This is a genomic window from Helicobacter pylori Shi112 (assembly GCF_000277405.1).
GTDB classification, from domain to species: domain Bacteria; phylum Campylobacterota; class Campylobacteria; order Campylobacterales; family Helicobacteraceae; genus Helicobacter; species Helicobacter pylori_C.
Genome location: NC_017741.1, coordinates 541,895 through 556,649, shown reverse-complemented (window position 1 = coordinate 556,649; position 14,755 = coordinate 541,895). Strand labels below are relative to the sequence as shown.

Here is a 14,755-nt window from a genome sequence, read left to right as displayed (position 1 = left end):
AGTTTTTGAATTTACTTTCATTATTTGCTGGAGCCGGAGGGCTAGATTTAGGCTTTGAGAAAGCAGGGTTTAAAATAGTAGTTGCAAATGAATATGATAAAAATATTACACCTACTTACAGACTAAATCATAAAAATACACGACTACTAGAAAAAGACATTAAAAATTTACAAACCAGTGAAATTAACTTTTCTGTTGATGGGATTATTGGCGGTCCGCCATGCCAAAGTTGGTCAGAGGCTGGGAATTTAAAAGGTATTGATGATGCTAGAGGGCAGTTATTTTATGAATATTTGCGCCTTTTAAGAGAGCTTAAGCCTAAATTTTTTTTAGCTGAAAATGTAAGGGGCATGCTCGCTCAACGCCACGAAACGAGTGTGAAAAATATCCTTAATGCTTTTAAAGAGTGTGGTTATGAAGTCAATACGCATTTAGTGAATGCCAAAGATTATGGAGTAGCGCAAGAAAGGCTTAGGGTTTTTTATATTGGTTTTAGGAAAGATTTAAAAATCAATTACATTTTTCCTAAAGGTTCAACGCATTTAAAAAAACTCACTTTAAAAGATGTTATTTGGGATCTAAAAGATAGCGTGGTGTGCGCTTTAGCAAAAAACAAACGAAACCCTAATGCCATTAACAATCATGAATATTTTATTGGTTCTTATTCGCCGATCTTTATGAGCAGAAATCGTGTAAAAAATTGGGACGAACAAGCCTTTACTATACAAGCATCAGGAAGGCAATGCCAACTACACCCACAAGCCCCTAAAATGGCTAAATTTGGCAAAAATGATTGCAGATTTATAGAAAATTACCAACATTTATACCGCCGCTTGAGCGTGCGAGAGTGTGCAAGGATTCAAGGTTTTGATGATGATTTTTATTTCGTTTATGAAAACCTCAACGACGCTTATAAAATGATAGGTAATGCTGTGCCTGTGAGTTTAGCTAAAGAAATTGCTGTAAGTATTTATAAGGCGTTATATTGAGCGATAAGAGCAATAATCAAGGTAGGGCGTATGAATACGCATGGTGTTTAGCTTTGGAGCAAAAATTGAGCGTTTTTAAAAAGGTTATAGTGGATAAACAAAATGGTTTTAATGCATGCTATAGAGCTTATGAAAGTTTAGAAAAATCTCTACAAGATCGTTATTTAGAAAGCGCTAAACAAGGCGTATTGCTTTTATTGGATTGTGAGCCATTATTAAACGAAGTCATAGAGAGTTCGCAAAATGAAATCACCCTATCATTGCAAAAAGACAAACTTGGTGAAATAGGTGATATCCGGGATATTTTAATTTATTTTGATAGATTTTGCATAGGATTAAGCATTAAACATAACCATGATGCGGTAAAACATTCTAGACTTTCTAAAGACTTGGATTTTGGAAAAAAATGGCTGGGTGTTGGAGTGTCTCAAAATTATAAAGACACTATAAAACCACTATTTGAAAGACTAGAAAACGCTAAAAAAGAAGGCATGTTATGGAGGGATTTCCCTAATAAAGAACAAGAAATTTATGCCCCATTATTACAAGCTTTTAAAAAAGAGGTTTTAAGAATTGATGAAAATAAGAAAAATAAAGTCCCACAAAAAATGGTGGAGTATTTGCTAGGCAAATATGATTTTTACAAAGCGATTTTGTTAGAAAGAGAACAAAAAACTAAATTAGAGGCATACCATTTTAATAATACTCTTAATCGTAGCGTGAAAAATAAGCCTAAAAGAATTATCCCTTTAAGCAAATTGCCTACTAGAATGATTTATTTTGATTTCAAACCCAAAAGTTTCAATACTTTAGAATTGGTTTTAGATGAAGGGTGGTCATTTTCATTACGAATCCATAATGCAAGCTCTAGGGTAGAACCAAGCTTGAAATTTGATATAAAATTGCTTTCAAAACCTGAGAGTGTTGCAGTTTTTATAGTAGGGTTTTAGGCAAACAAAAAAGTTCTATTCTCATCAAATACTGATAATTAAAACTTTATTGTTATTTTTTTAAATAATGGGATTGTGGTTATTTTATAGTTTTGTCATAAAACTTATTTTTTAATCAAATAAGCTATAATCCCCTTTTTAAAGGTCATTTTTAAAAGGGGTTTGAATGGTATTTGACAGAACGATAAGCGTAAGAGAAAAGAAAGCGGCTAAAACGCTTGGGATTGTGGGGGTGGTCTTTTTTATATTGTTTGGCATCGTAATAAGCGGGGTGGCTTTTCAAAAAGAGTGGGTGCAACAATTGGATTTATTTTTTATAGACTTGATCCGCAACCCTGCCCCCATTCAAGGGAGCGCGTGGCTTTCTTTCGTGTTTTTAAGCACATGGTTTGCGCAAAGCAAGCTCACCACTTCTATCGCTTTACTCATTAGCCTGTGGTTTGGGTTTCAAAAACGCATCGCTTTGGCGTTGTGGTTTTTTCCTAGCATCTTATTAGGTGAAATCACCTTAAAACTCCTTAAGCATTTGGTGGCGCGCCCACGGCCTGTAACTAATGGCGAACTGGCTTTTGCGCATAACTTTAGTTTCCCTAGCGGGCATGCTTTAGCTTCAGCGCTTTTTTACGGCTCTTTGGCGTTGTTGTTATGCTATTCTAACGCCAACGCTCGCATTAAAACTATTGGCGCTATAATTTTATTTTTTTGGATTTTTTTAATGGCGTATGATAGGGTTTATTTAGGGGTGCATTACCCTAGCGATGTTTTAGGAGGGTTTTTATTAGGGATTGCTTGGTCATGCTGTTCTTTAGCACTTTATTTGGGGTTTTTGAAACGCCCTTATTAAATCGCTTAAAGCGTTTTATTAAAGAAAGTTATGCGTTAGGGTATAACTCCTCTTTCTTTTTGATCTCATCAAATTCATCTTTATAGCGGTGTTGGTGGTTTGGGTCATAATCCACAACGCTCTTTAAAAAACCGCTGAATTCTTCATTTTTTTCGCTAAGCTCTAAAGCCACGGTGTAATCAATTTTTTCTTTGTATTTAGCGTTCAATAAAATAGCGCTTTTGTCCTCATTCGTTCTCAAATCAATCACGCCAATCCCAAAACTCGCATGCAAACGCTTCAACAAATCCATGAGTTTGGGATTATGCGTATCAATATGATGGCCCACTAAATACCCCTCATTAGCCCACGAGCTGTTAGAAATCGCTTGAAAATAACACTCCCTGCAATTATTCACGCTGATTTCTTTTTTCAATTCAAAGCTCACCAGTTTAACGGGTAAAGTGTCAAATTTCTTAGAAAAAGCGATTAAATTTTCATTAGACAATTCAGCGTGCAAAAACCTAACCCCCACCATGTCCGGATAAAGCCACCTGTCCATGCCTTTTGGCGATTTTGAGCTCCCTTCATGAAAAATGGTTTTCGTGTAGCATTTCAAATTTTCATTGTAGCAAGCCATGTAAGTTAAAAAGGGGTGCAAATCTCTTTCATGCACGATTTTAACGCCTGGAACGCTTGATTTTTGAGCGTTTAAAACCGGCTCTTTAGCCGCATCTTTTAAAGCGATTAAAACTGGTTTTTCTTGCGTTTTCAAAAAAGGCAGCTCTTCGCCCTTGTTTAAGGCTGTATAAATAGCAGCGCTAACACTCTGATCGGGAGTGTTACCCCCATAATCAAACATGTTTTCAATCTCGCCTTTTTCAAAAAGCTCTTGGGTTTTATCATAAACTTCAGTAACCTTAATAGGCTCTTTGATAATCTCTAAAACGCTTTGAATGATTCCAATATCTTGTGGTTTCATTTTTTGCTCGCTAAATACTCTTCATAACTGCCTTTAAAATCAATGATTGAAGCGCCTTTAGGGCTTGGGACTAATTCAATGATTCTATTAGCATACGCATCAATAAGCTCTCTGTCATGGCTTATGCAAATCAGCGCCCCATCAAATTTAAAGAGTGCTTCACCTAAAGCGATAATGGCTTCTAAATCTAGGTGGTTGGTTGGCTCATCTAAGACTAAGAAATTCCCCCCTTCTAGCATGAGCTTGGATAAAACCATTCGGTGTTTTTCGCCCCCGCTTAAAGCGTTCACGCATTTTTCTTGCTCTTCGCCATTAAAAAGCATCCTCCCTAAAGCGTTTCTCACCTCTGCGCTTTCAATCTTTTTATTGAAATTGAAAAGCCATTGATACAAGGTCTCTTCCCCGCTGATTTCTTCGCTCACATTTTGAGGGAAATAGCCTTTTGAAACGGTCGCTCCCCATTTCACCACGCCCGTATCCGGCTTTAACTCTTCTACTAAAATCTTACAAAGCGTGGATTTACCCACGCCATTTGGCCCTATGAGGGCGATCTTGTCTTTAGGCATCACTTTCAAGCTCACTTGATTTAAAACGATTTGCCCGTCATAACTTTTAGAGATGTTTTCGCATTCTAAAGCTTCATTACCAATGGTTCTTTTGGGTTTAAAAATAATGCTAGGATCCCTCCTGCTAGATACCGCTAAGCTTTGAATGTCTAATTTATCCAGTTGTTTTTGGCGGCTGGTGGCTTGCTTGGCTTTAGAAGCGTTAGCGCTGAAACGAGCGATGAATTTTTCTAGCTCTTCTTTTTCTTTGAGTTTTTTATTGCGTTCGGCCTCTTGCTGTTTGATCATCAAAGTAGAAGCGATATACCAATCGTCATAATTCCCGCTAAATTCGCGCACGCTGTGAAAATCCAAATCTAAAATATGCGTGCATACCGCATTTAAAAAATGCCTGTCATGGCTGATGACTACCATCGTGCCTTCATGGCGTTTGAGGTTGTTTTCTAGCCATTCAATGGCGTTTAAATCCAGGTTGTTGGTCGGCTCATCTAAAAGCAAAATATCCGGTTTAGGGAATAAGACTTGAGCGAGAAGGATTTTAAATTTATCGCTGCTTGGCAAGGTTTTCATCAAATCATTGTGCCTAGAGCTAGGAATGCCTAAATCTTCTAGGATTTTTTCAATCACCACTTCGCATTCATACATGGGATCTTCTTCCACGCAAATGGTTTCTAACTCCCCTAGCCTGGCATTCACTTTATCATCGCTCAAATCGCCTTCAGTGTATAAGCGCTCTTTTTCTTTGATAGCGTCATACAAACGCTTATTGCCTATCAAAACCGCATCTTTAAGGCTCAAATCTTCAAAAGCGTATTGATCCTGCCCTAAAACCCCCATTCTCATCCCGCTTGTGATGATGACTTCCCCACTGCTACAATCAATGCTCTTGCTTAAAATCTTTAAAAAAGTGGATTTTCCTGCACCATTAGCCCCAATCAGCCCGTAGCGTTTGTTTTTATCTAGCTTGATATTCACATTCTCAAACAATTTTTTAGTCGCATAGCGTTGCGTTAAGTTGATGGTTTGTAGCATCTTATGATTTCCTTATTTTTGTGATTAGAGAAAGTTTATTGTAGCGTTTTCTTTACAATATTGTATCCCTTGCTTATTATGGTTATCTGTAAGATCTTTGATGCCCAAATCTTGTCCGAGTTTATTTAATTTTCTCTCTTGATTTTTTATTCAAATTAAGATAAATTACAAAAGGTGCTTAAAAATAATGCTTAAAATCAAATAATGTTCGTGTTTTGCTCTATACGAACATCAAAAGGATCGTGTCATTGAAAATATTTGATTACGAAAACATCCAGCTCATCCCTAATAAATGTATCGTGAATAGCCGTTCAGAGTGTGATACGACCGTTACCTTAGGCAAGCACGCATTTAAAATGCCCGTAGTTCCAGCAAACATGCAAACAATCATCAACGACTCGATCGCAGAATTCCTAGCAGAAAATGGCTATTTCTACATCATGCACCGTTTTGATGGAGCGGCAAGAATCCCGTTTGTCAAAAAAATGAAGGGACGCCAATGGATCAGCTCCATCAGTGTTGGGGTGAAAAAGGAAGAATATCTTTTCATAGAAGAGTTGGCCAAACAAAAATTAGCGTCAGACTATATCACGATCGATATTGCGCATGGCCATTCAAATTCTGTCATTGAAATGATCCAACACATCAAAACGCATTTTCCAGAAACTTTTGTGATTGCCGGGAATGTTGGCACACCAGAAGCAGTCCGTGAATTAGAGAACGCCGGTGCTGACGCTACAAAAGTTGGCATTGGACCTGGGAAAGCGTGCATCACCAAAATCAAAACAGGTTTTGGTACGGGTGGTTGGCAACTGGCAGCTCTTATATGGTGCGCTAAAGCAGCAAGAAAACCGATTATTGCAGATGGTGGTATTCGCACGCATGGCGATATTGCAAAATCAATACGCTTTGGCGCGACAATGGTAATGATTGGCTCGCTTTTTGCAGGGCATGAAGAATCATCTGGAGAAACAAAAATAGAAAATGGTATCGCATATAAAGAATATTTCGGTTCAGCTTCAGAGTTCCAAAAAGGTGAAAAGAAAAATATTGAAGGTAAGAAAATTTGGATCCAACATAAAGGATCATTAAAAGATACGCTGATTGAAATGCATCAAGATCTACAATCTTCAATCTCCTATGCAGGTGGGAGAGACCTTGAAGCGATTCGAAAAGTTGATTATGTCATTGTGAAAAATTCAATTTTCAATGGAGACGCAATCTAAAAAAGATTGATGAAACGAAAGCAAAAGACAAAAAAATGGTCTTCAACTTGTTTTGTGGGATCATTTTCTTGTTAAATTCAAGCGCATAGCCTTTGAATTTAATTTTTATTAGCGAAATGCCTTTCAATGCAATCGCATAAAATGTGGATCATAAGAATGTGCATTTCTTGGATTCGTGGGGTATCATCGCTAGGGACAATCAAAGCCATGTCGCTTAAAGGCTTCATTTTCCCCCCATCACGCCCCGCTAAACTAAGCGTTTTTACCCCTAAATCTTTGGCTTTTTCATAAGCTTTTAGGACATTTTTGGAATTACCGCTTGTAGAAATCCCTATCAAAACATCGTTTTTTACCCCCAACGCTTCTACTTGTCTGGCAAACACTTCTTCATAACCATAATCGTTCGCAATGGCGGTAAGGGCTGAGGTATCCGTGCTTAAGCTTAAGGCGCTCAAACCTTTCCTTTCCAATTTATAGCGCCCGGTCAATTCAGCGGCAAAATGCTGCGCATCGCTAGCGCTCCCCCCGTTACCGCAAATAAGGATTTTCCCTTGGTTTTCTAAAGTTTCTATCAAAAGATGAACGCTTTCTTTTAACGCTTCTTGCAAACTCTCTAAACTTTTTTCTAACGCTTCCTTATGGGCTAAAAATTCTTTTTTAATCAAACCATCAATCATTGCATGTCCTTTTAATTTTTTCTATGATAGCGCTTGTGGAATAACCTTCTTCAAATTCCATCAAGCGGGTTTCTTTAGCAAACTCGCTCCCTATGACTTCTTTATTGAGATAGTCCGCTCCCTTGACTAAAATATCAGGCTTTAGGGCTTGAATCAATTTGATTGGCGTGTCTTCTTCAAACACCACGACATAATCCACGCAAGACAAACTCGCTAAAAGAAACGCTCTGTCTTTTTCGCTCACTATGGGGCGTTTATCCCCCTTAAGTCTTTTAACGGAAGCGTCGCTATTTAACCCTACAATGAGAATATCCCCTAAAGCTTTAGCCTTTTGCAAATAACTCGCATGCCCTTTATGGAGGATGTCAAAACAGCCATTGGTGAAAACGATTTTTTGCTGATGGCGTTCTAAAGTTTCTAACAGCTTTTCTAAAGGGAGGATTTTAGGGTGCGTTTGGTTTAAAATCAAAGCGATTTCTTCTAAACTCGCTAACGCGCTCCCCATTTTACCCACCACCACAGCCGCAGCCGCATTGGCAAACTCGCAAGCTTCTTTTAGGCTCATCGATTCTAATAAAGAGAGCGTTAAAGACGCTATCACCGTATCGCCTGCCCCGGTTACATCATAAACCTCTTTAGCGATAGTGGGGCAATTGACTAACTCGCCTTTTTCTAAAAAAGCGATGCCTTGTTCGCTCAAAGTTACTAAAGGCATGGCGATATGATAAGTTTCTTTTAAGATTCGGAGCGCTTTTGATAAATTCGCATGGCTGTCTAACTTCAAATGGAGCGCTTGTTCTAATTCAATGCGATTAGGCGTGATCAAACTCGCATGAGCGTATTTGCTATAATCCTTCCCTTTAGGGTCGCATAAAATGAGCTTGTGGTGTTTGTTGGCTAGAGCGATCATTTTTTGAGTGAGTTCAAAATCCAACACGCCCTTATTGTAATCTGAAAGGATAACGCCATCTATTTCTTGGATTTTTTCTGTGAAAAAATCTAAAAGTTTTTTTCTTAAATCAGCGTTTAAGGGGTCTTTGATTTCCTTATCCACGCGCGCGATTTGCTGGTTTTGCGCGATGATGCGCGTTTTGAGCGTGGTGCAACGGGTTTTATCCGTTAAAATGCCTGAAGTGTCAATATTCCTGGCTTTGAGAGCGTTAATAAAATGCTCGCCCTCTAAATCATCGCCTACAACCCCACATAAAAAAACTTTAGCTTTTAAAGAGGTGAGGTTGTTCGCCACATTAGCCGCTCCGCCTAAATTCTTGCTCTCCCTTTGGACTTCTAAAACAGGCACAGGGGCTTCAGGCGAAAGGCGTTCGCTCCTCCCCCACAGGTAATAATCAGCGATTAGATCCCCCACGACTAGAATTTGTTTCATGCGCGCTGTTCTTTAAAAATCGCATGGATATGGGGCAAATAATCTTTAATGCCGCTTTCTAAATCGTATAAAGGGGTGTAATCCAAATCCAAAATAGTGGGTTCAATATGTGCTTGGGTGTGATTTTGGAAGAAAGCATAAGGGTTTTTAATATAAGTTACTTTAAAATCCCCTAAATGCTCTTTTAAAATGCTAACTATTTCATTATAACTTCTGGCTTGGGAATAACCCACATTATAAACCCCGCTTTTTTGAGCCTTCATCGCTTTTACATTCGCTTGGATCACATCTTCAATATAGACAAAATCCCTTAATTGCTCGCCAAATTCAAAAAGCTTGACTTCCTTAAACGCCATTATGCCTAAGGCGAGTTGCAAAACCATAGAGGCGGTTTTTTCTTTATAAAATTCCCTAGGCCCATAGACATTAAAATACCTTAAGCCCACTTGAATATTGTCGTTTGAATGGGAGAGGACAAATTCGTCCATGCAAAGCTTGGAAAAGCCATAAACATTTTCAGGGCTTTCGTTTTTGCCTACCACATTGGGGGCTTTGGTGTTGCCATAAACGCCCGCTGAAGAAGCGTAAATCACTTTAGTTTTTTTTGGGCGAGCGATTTCTAAAAGGTTTAAAAAAGCCTGGTAGTTGGTTTTCATCACTAATTCTTGATCCAGCATGGTCGTATCAGAGATAGCGGCTTGGTGGAACAAATAATCAAAATGCAATTTTTCTAAACGCCTTAAATCTAAGGGGTTGTTAATATCAGCTATAACCACCTCACCCTTAAAACCGATTAAATTCTTAAAATGCCCTAAGGAACTGGGGTGCTTATTACTGAAAAGCGTGTTACTGCGAAATTTATCCAAAACCACCACTTTAGCTTTAGGGTGGTTCTCTTGAAAATAAAAGGCCAGATTACTGCCCACAAAGCCAGCCCCACCGGTGATTAAAATCGTTTGATTTTCTAATTCATCATCAATATAACGCATTCTTGTCCTTATTTGATTAGATCTATCATCTCTTTAAAATCTTTACATTGTATCCAAGAATGAGAAGTTTTTAAAACATTTGTGGTCAATAAAAGGTTGTTTTTAACTTTAGCGTTCAAGCCGGCTAACATGTCGCTCTCCTTATCGCCTATCATAAAAGATTGCTCCAAGCAAATTTGATGTTCTTTAGCGGCTTGCAAAATCAAAGAGGGTTTTGGCTTTCTGCAAGCGCAATTTTCTTCTGGGGCGTGCCTGCAAAAATAGACGCCATCCAAATTAAAACCTAATTCTTTGAGCAAGCTTTCTTGGAGGTATTCGGTGAGTGTTTCAAAATCTTTAAGGGTGTAATAGCCCCGGTTGATCCCGGATTGGTTGGTGATTAAAAGCAGTTTGTAGCCTAAAGATTTCGCATGGTTTAGTAATTCAAAAATCCCTTTTTGGAACTCAAAATCTTCTTTTTGACTCACATAGCCTTTATCAATATTGATAATGCCGTCTCTGTCCAAAAAAAGGGCTTTGTTAGTGGCGCTCATGCATTCCCTTGTGATCGTGTTGGGTGGTTTCGCTTGAATGATGTATCGCATGGGGGTTTTGGTGGTTAATGAGCATGATCCCCATATAAAGAATATAAAGCCCAAAAACCCCCATTAAACCTTTAGACAAAAGATTGAAAAATTTCCTGTAAGAAACGGAAATTTTGCTTAAAAAAAACCCCATTAAAAACAACGGCACGCTGGTGCCAAGCCCAAAAGAAAGGCCTAGCATCGCTCCCATAAACGCGCTATGACTGAGAATCACGCTCGCTAAAAACGAATACACCATCATGCAAGGTAAAAACCCGTTCAACACGCCCAAAAAATACAGCCCTAGAATGTTTTGAGATTGCAAGGTTTTTTTCATCAAAAAAGAGATGAAAGGGATTTGAAAGCTTAATTTTTCCACTTTAGCCCCCAAGAGCGCTAAACCGATCAAAATAATCCCCATGCTGATGAATAAAACACCCCTAAAACCCATGCTCACGCTAAGACTATGCCCCAAACCCGCCGCTATAGCCCCTAAAAGCATGTAGGTGCTGATCCTCCCTACATTATAGAGAGCATGGCAAGCGAGCTGGTAAGAAAAGCTTGTAACTTTAGAAAATCTTATTTGACTAAACGCGCTCACAATCCCCCCACACATGCCCACACAATGCCCTAAAGACATGCTCAAAGCGGCTAAAAACATGCCCAAAAAACTCAAATTGTGCATCATTTGCATTCTAATACCCCTGCTTTTTTAAGAGCGATTTCCATCCCGTCAAAAACCAAACGCTCCTTGCAAACAGAATGGGGTAAAAACGCGCTCAAATACTTCGCATCGCCCCCACAAAGATAGATTTTTTGATTTTTGGCTAAATGCTGGATGCAAGAGATGACGCTCAAAATCATGCCGTAATTCACAGCGTCTCTAGTGTTTTTAGGTAAAACTTCTAAAGAATCTAATGCTTTGAAAGGTTGCTCTAAGATTTTAGCGCTTTTTTGATACGCATGGATATATTGGGCTAAACCGGGTAAAATACACCCTCCTAAATGCTTGCCCTCTTGGATTAAATCAATCGTAATCGCGCTCCCCGCATCCACGATCACGCCATTATTTACCGCTAGACACGCCATTTGCCGGTCTATCCCAAGCCCCACATAGTCGGTTTCTAAATGAAAAAATCCTGCAATATTTTTAGCGTTAGGGTAACAATTCAAAAGGGCTTTTTCATTTTCTTCATTCACGCTAATGTAAAAAATTTCCTTTTGAATACCCAAACGCTTTAAATCTTCTTTAGCGCTTGAAAAGAGTTGGTAGTTTTGCACGAAATGGATGCGCGTGTTGCCTATATCGCATAAAACCAGGTTTTTCAAATCTGCAAAAGATTGCCTAGCTGGCATAGGCTTACTTCTTATTCATTTCTAAAGCTTTTTTTCTTTCTTCAAGCTCTTTTTCATCTCTTTCTTGATGCTCTCTCGCTCTTTGTTCAAATTCTCTCGCTCTTTGTTCGGCTTTGGCTTTTTTCTTTTCTTCTTTCAGGCGGCGTTTTTCTTCTTTAGGGCTGAGTTTTGGCGCTTCTTTAAAAGCGTTACCCTCTTTTGAAGCAGGAGTGTTTTTGTTTTCTTGATTTTCTTTTACGCCTCGTTGGATAGCGTTATTTTGATTGTTGATAGGCTCCATACCGCGTTGGTTGGCTTTAACTTCATCCTCTTCAAACCCGCTATTTCTTGGCTTAACTTTGTTTTCTTCTAAAGGCTTTTCTTTAGCTTTATGCCTTTCTTGCAAATAAATAGGAGCGTTCCCTTTTTCGCCTTTTTGAGATTTTTCAGATGCAGGTTTTTCCACAACGGGATAAAGCTTGGGTTTAAAATTATTATAATCTAAATAGTAGCGATCATAATACACCCGATTTTTATCATAAAACACCCCTTTATCCAAACGATTGGATGAAAAAAACTTAAAACTGCCTATAGTTGGCGTTTTATAGACATTATACGAATTAAAATCATTCAAATCCACTTCTATCACATACCCGCGTTTTTCTAAAGAATACAATTTATTATGGTTTAATACAATGGTATTGAGCGAAGCAAAGGGTAATTTCACGCTATTTAATTCCCTCAAACTCTTATCCATTTGCAAAATCTGCCCGTCTAGCGTGAGCACATATAAAGTCCCCTTATCATAAAGCAAATCTATAATATCCCCATCATAATTGAACTCTTGACCGCTCACTACTGAGAGTATTCTTTTCCCTGTAGAAGCGATCATGTTATTGCCATCTACGATAAGATAAGTGATATTGTTAAAAAACTTATCGCTGCTGATAACAATGTTTCTAATAGGCGTAGGGTTTCCATGCACATAATCCACGACTAACAAACGCCCATCTAGCATGGGGAATACCACGACCGTATCCATAAAAATAGGCATCGCCATTAAAGAATTGATCGTGGTGCTTGGGGAACCTTTCTCACTAAAAAGCAATTTTTGAGAAGTGATGTCGTATAAATTCGCTGAATTGTCCGCTAACACCACCGCTAAAAGATTCCCTTTAACGCTCGCGCTCAAGGCAAAAGTTTCCAAAGGAATAATGATGGATTGTTGGCTGGCGTTAGGGTTATTGCTAATCAATTCCACTTGATGGCAGACTTTATCTTGGACTTCTGCTTCAACGCCCTTTAATTTCAATTCCGTTTCTTCAGTCTTAGCCACCTTGCTTTTGCTTGTTTTTTTATCAATCTTATTCAAACAATCTTGCGCAAGGATGAAAAACCCCTGACTCTCATTTAAAAAACTGCTTTCATAATTGAAATTCTTACCGATTCTTAGCTGCGTTAAACCTTTATCGCCTATAACCGCTCCATTTTTCAAAATGGCTCCATAACGATTAGACGAAACGATGCTTTCTTGCAAATGGTTAGGGAAATACGCTTCGCCTTTAATTTGGTGTTTAGCGGGTTTGAAGTATTTTCTCATGTTACAGCCGCTAAAGACAATTAGGGCTATGAGTAAGATTAAAAATGGTTTGTTCATCAAATCAATGCGTTCCTTGAATGGTTTCTTTTTTTAGATTGGTTGGTTTGGAAGGGTTTTGTTGAATATCTTCTAACATTCCATAATGTTTTAAAACAGAGATTATAGCATAGAGTGAAGAACTTATAGGGATAGTTGATAAACTTTGATGCGCTTTTATGATCGCGTCTTTAGAATTTTCTTCATACAACAAATTCACTTCTTGTAAAGCGCTCATTTCTTTAAGAATGGGGCTTTTTTCAAGCAAGTTTTTATCTCTAGAGAGCGATGCGTAAGAATATTTGGCAAACGCTTTAACGACTTCATTAGAAGATTGCGAAAGCCTTTTAAACTCGTTTGCATCGTTTCTCTCACTCGCTCTGGCGAACTGATACAAGTCATACAACTCTGGGGCGACTTCTTTCAATCTTTTTTGCAAGGCTATATTATTAGGACTCTCTAGCACTTCATTATAAATTTGAGTGATCCGCTCTCTAGTTTGCTCATGCTTATAATCTTGTAATTTTGTATCCCCTAAATAAGCGATAAAAGCCACCACGATAAACAACAACACCCACTTGTAGCGTTTGAAAAACTTTTCTAATCTAAACGCCCCTTCTAAAAGCTTTTCATCGCTTTTAAATTCGTTTTTAACTTGCTCTAAATTTTCCTTAATACTCATGCCTTACTCACTCCTGTGCTGCCAAAGCCCCCGCTACCCCTTGAAGTTTCATCTAATTGTTCGCACTCTATAAATTCGGCTTTATAAGTTTTTTGAACCACCCCTTGAGCGATCCTATCCCCTACTTGAACCTTAAAATCTTTATCGCTCAAATTCGCTAAAATGACCTTAATTTCGCCCCTATAATCATTATCCACCGTGCCAGGAGAATTTAACACCACCACCTGATGATTCAAAGCCAAACCGCTACGGGTGCGCACTTGCAATTCATACCCCACTTCTAAAGATAAACAAATCCCTATTTTCACCAAGCCCACGCTATGAGGTTTGATCATTACTTCTTCTACAGCATGCAAATCAAAGCCTGAAGAACCCTCAGTTTGGTATTTAGGGATAAGGGCGTTTGGGTGGATTTTTTGGATTTTAATTTTCATCAAAACAAATCTCTTTATAATAAATGTCTAAAATTTCAAAATCGCTCTCACCATTAGGCAATTGAATGCTCACCGCATCGCCCTTGCTCTTACCTATCAAGCTCTTAGCGATCGGCGAACCAAAAGAGATTAACCCTTTAGACGGATCGCTCTCCACGCTCCCTACTATCGTATAAGAAAACTCTTTATCGTTATCTAAATTAAGGATTTTAATCGTGCTGCCAAAACTCACTTTATTATGGGCTAAAACGCTTGGGTCAATCACTTGAGCGTTAGCGATAATTTCGCTTAAATCCACAATTCTCGCTTCAATGAAGCGTTGCTTTTCTTTAGCAGCATGGTATTCAGCGTTTTCTTTCAAGTCCCCATGCCCTCTAGCAATATCAATTTCTTTCACAATATTAGGCCGTTCCACCTCTTTTAATTGCTTCAATTCCGCGCAAATTTTATTGTATCCATGCATACTCATAGGTTCTTTGTTCATTTA

General features: G+C 38.5%; 16 protein-coding genes. 4 read left to right on the top strand and 12 right to left on the bottom strand.

Features of this window, described 5'->3' with window-relative positions; genetic code table 11:
* Nucleotides 1-5: 5 nt before the first annotated feature.
* The 3 genes from HPSH112_RS02685 (at nucleotide 6) to HPSH112_RS02675 (ending at nucleotide 2,783) form a co-directional block, all read left to right on the top strand.
* Nucleotides 6-989, top strand: coding sequence for a DNA cytosine methyltransferase (locus HPSH112_RS02685; protein ID WP_001050902.1), 984 nt, complete (start codon nucleotides 6-8; stop codon nucleotides 987-989).
* On the top strand, nucleotides 986-1,939 hold the full coding sequence (locus HPSH112_RS02680) for a HaeIII family restriction endonuclease (RefSeq protein ID WP_001281076.1): 954 nt from the start codon (nucleotides 986-988) through the stop codon (nucleotides 1,937-1,939). Before HPSH112_RS02685 ends, HPSH112_RS02680 begins: the two co-directional genes overlap by 4 nt.
* A gap of 166 nt (nucleotides 1,940-2,105) precedes the next feature.
* Nucleotides 2,106-2,783 (top strand): phosphatase PAP2 family protein, encoded by a 678-nt coding sequence (locus HPSH112_RS02675; protein ID WP_000230847.1) that lies wholly within the window; start codon nucleotides 2,106-2,108, stop codon nucleotides 2,781-2,783.
* Between the two features lie 28 nt (nucleotides 2,784-2,811).
* Here HPSH112_RS02675 and HPSH112_RS02670 read toward each other — a convergent pair whose 3' ends face one another.
* Both HPSH112_RS02670 and HPSH112_RS02665 read right to left on the bottom strand, forming a co-directional pair.
* Nucleotides 2,812-3,744 carry a COG2958 family protein gene (locus HPSH112_RS02670; protein WP_000804222.1) on the bottom strand — a complete coding sequence of 311 codons (933 nt, stop codon included), beginning with the start codon at nucleotides 3,742-3,744 and terminating at the stop codon, nucleotides 2,812-2,814.
* A complete protein-coding gene (locus HPSH112_RS02665) occupies nucleotides 3,741-5,342 on the bottom strand; it encodes an ABC-F family ATP-binding cassette domain-containing protein (RefSeq protein ID WP_000942161.1) in 1,602 nt (533 codons plus the stop codon). The genes HPSH112_RS02670 and HPSH112_RS02665 overlap by 4 nt, the downstream gene beginning before the upstream one ends.
* 248 nt (nucleotides 5,343-5,590) lie before the next feature.
* Between HPSH112_RS02665 and guaC the strand changes: the two genes are divergently transcribed.
* The gene (gene guaC, locus HPSH112_RS02660) at nucleotides 5,591-6,568 is read left to right on the top strand and encodes a GMP reductase (protein ID WP_000688167.1); all 978 of its coding nucleotides are present in this window, start codon (nucleotides 5,591-5,593) and stop codon (nucleotides 6,566-6,568) included.
* Nucleotides 6,569-6,666: 98 nt separating this feature from the next.
* Here guaC and gmhA read toward each other — a convergent pair whose 3' ends face one another.
* The 10 genes from gmhA to greA are packed head-to-tail and all read right to left on the bottom strand — an operon-like array spanning nucleotide 6,667 to nucleotide 14,752.
* Nucleotides 6,667-7,245, bottom strand: coding sequence for a D-sedoheptulose 7-phosphate isomerase (gmhA, locus tag HPSH112_RS02655; protein ID WP_000565148.1), 579 nt, complete (start codon nucleotides 7,243-7,245; stop codon nucleotides 6,667-6,669).
* Nucleotides 7,238-8,629: a D-glycero-beta-D-manno-heptose-7-phosphate kinase gene (gene rfaE1, locus HPSH112_RS02650; RefSeq protein ID WP_000809666.1), complete on the bottom strand. Its 1,392-nt coding sequence runs from the start codon at nucleotides 8,627-8,629 to the stop codon at nucleotides 7,238-7,240. Before rfaE1 ends, gmhA begins: the two co-directional genes overlap by 8 nt.
* Nucleotides 8,626-9,618 carry an ADP-glyceromanno-heptose 6-epimerase gene (rfaD, locus tag HPSH112_RS02645; RefSeq protein ID WP_001268966.1) on the bottom strand — a complete coding sequence of 331 codons (993 nt, stop codon included), beginning with the start codon at nucleotides 9,616-9,618 and terminating at the stop codon, nucleotides 8,626-8,628. Before rfaD ends, rfaE1 begins: the two co-directional genes overlap by 4 nt.
* Nucleotides 9,619-9,626: 8 nt before the next feature.
* Nucleotides 9,627-10,151: a D-glycero-beta-D-manno-heptose 1,7-bisphosphate 7-phosphatase gene (gene gmhB / locus HPSH112_RS02640; protein WP_001276972.1), complete on the bottom strand. Its 525-nt coding sequence runs from the start codon at nucleotides 10,149-10,151 to the stop codon at nucleotides 9,627-9,629.
* Nucleotides 10,138-10,875: a sulfite exporter TauE/SafE family protein gene (locus HPSH112_RS02635; protein ID WP_001178190.1), complete on the bottom strand. Its 738-nt coding sequence runs from the start codon at nucleotides 10,873-10,875 to the stop codon at nucleotides 10,138-10,140. The genes gmhB and HPSH112_RS02635 overlap by 14 nt, the downstream gene beginning before the upstream one ends.
* Nucleotides 10,866-11,537 carry a type III pantothenate kinase gene (locus tag HPSH112_RS02630; RefSeq protein ID WP_001111528.1) on the bottom strand — a complete coding sequence of 224 codons (672 nt, stop codon included), beginning with the start codon at nucleotides 11,535-11,537 and terminating at the stop codon, nucleotides 10,866-10,868. Before HPSH112_RS02630 ends, HPSH112_RS02635 begins: the two co-directional genes overlap by 10 nt.
* Before the next feature lie 4 nt (nucleotides 11,538-11,541).
* On the bottom strand, nucleotides 11,542-13,173 hold the full coding sequence (gene pgbB, locus HPSH112_RS02625; protein WP_001039570.1) for a plasminogen-binding protein PgbB: 1,632 nt from the start codon (nucleotides 13,171-13,173) through the stop codon (nucleotides 11,542-11,544).
* 4 nt (nucleotides 13,174-13,177) lie between these two features.
* Nucleotides 13,178-13,834 (bottom strand): tetratricopeptide repeat protein, encoded by a 657-nt coding sequence (locus HPSH112_RS02620; RefSeq protein WP_000022985.1) that lies wholly within the window; start codon nucleotides 13,832-13,834, stop codon nucleotides 13,178-13,180.
* Nucleotides 13,831-14,268: a dUTP diphosphatase gene (gene dut / locus HPSH112_RS02615; RefSeq protein ID WP_000694157.1), complete on the bottom strand. Its 438-nt coding sequence runs from the start codon at nucleotides 14,266-14,268 to the stop codon at nucleotides 13,831-13,833. The genes HPSH112_RS02620 and dut overlap by 4 nt, the downstream gene beginning before the upstream one ends.
* Nucleotides 14,258-14,752: a transcription elongation factor GreA gene (gene greA, locus HPSH112_RS02610; RefSeq protein WP_001031330.1), complete on the bottom strand. Its 495-nt coding sequence runs from the start codon at nucleotides 14,750-14,752 to the stop codon at nucleotides 14,258-14,260. The genes dut and greA overlap by 11 nt, the downstream gene beginning before the upstream one ends.
* Nucleotides 14,753-14,755 lie beyond the last annotated feature (3 nt).

Coding starts and splice junctions, on each gene's coding strand:
- HPSH112_RS02620 (WP_000022985.1), bottom strand. CDS start 13,834: ATGAGTATTAAGGAAAATTTAGAGCAAGTTAAAAACGAATTTAAAAGC.
- gmhA (WP_000565148.1), bottom strand. CDS start 7,245: ATGATTGATGGTTTGATTAAAAAAGAATTTTTAGCCCATAAGGAAGCG.
- HPSH112_RS02670 (WP_000804222.1), bottom strand. CDS start 3,744: ATGAAACCACAAGATATTGGAATCATTCAAAGCGTTTTAGAGATTATC.
- HPSH112_RS02630 (WP_001111528.1), bottom strand. CDS start 11,537: ATGCCAGCTAGGCAATCTTTTGCAGATTTGAAAAACCTGGTTTTATGC.
- pgbB (WP_001039570.1), bottom strand. CDS start 13,173: ATGAACAAACCATTTTTAATCTTACTCATAGCCCTAATTGTCTTTAGC.
- dut (WP_000694157.1), bottom strand. CDS start 14,268: ATGAAAATTAAAATCCAAAAAATCCACCCAAACGCCCTTATCCCTAAA.
- HPSH112_RS02665 (WP_000942161.1), bottom strand. CDS start 5,342: ATGCTACAAACCATCAACTTAACGCAACGCTATGCGACTAAAAAATTG.
- rfaE1 (WP_000809666.1), bottom strand. CDS start 8,629: ATGAAACAAATTCTAGTCGTGGGGGATCTAATCGCTGATTATTACCTG.
- rfaD (WP_001268966.1), bottom strand. CDS start 9,618: ATGCGTTATATTGATGATGAATTAGAAAATCAAACGATTTTAATCACC.
- HPSH112_RS02675 (WP_000230847.1), top strand. CDS start 2,106: ATGGTATTTGACAGAACGATAAGCGTAAGAGAAAAGAAAGCGGCTAAA.
- gmhB (WP_001276972.1), bottom strand. CDS start 10,151: ATGAGCGCCACTAACAAAGCCCTTTTTTTGGACAGAGACGGCATTATC.
- HPSH112_RS02635 (WP_001178190.1), bottom strand. CDS start 10,875: ATGCAAATGATGCACAATTTGAGTTTTTTGGGCATGTTTTTAGCCGCT.
- greA (WP_001031330.1), bottom strand. CDS start 14,752: ATGAACAAAGAACCTATGAGTATGCATGGATACAATAAAATTTGCGCG.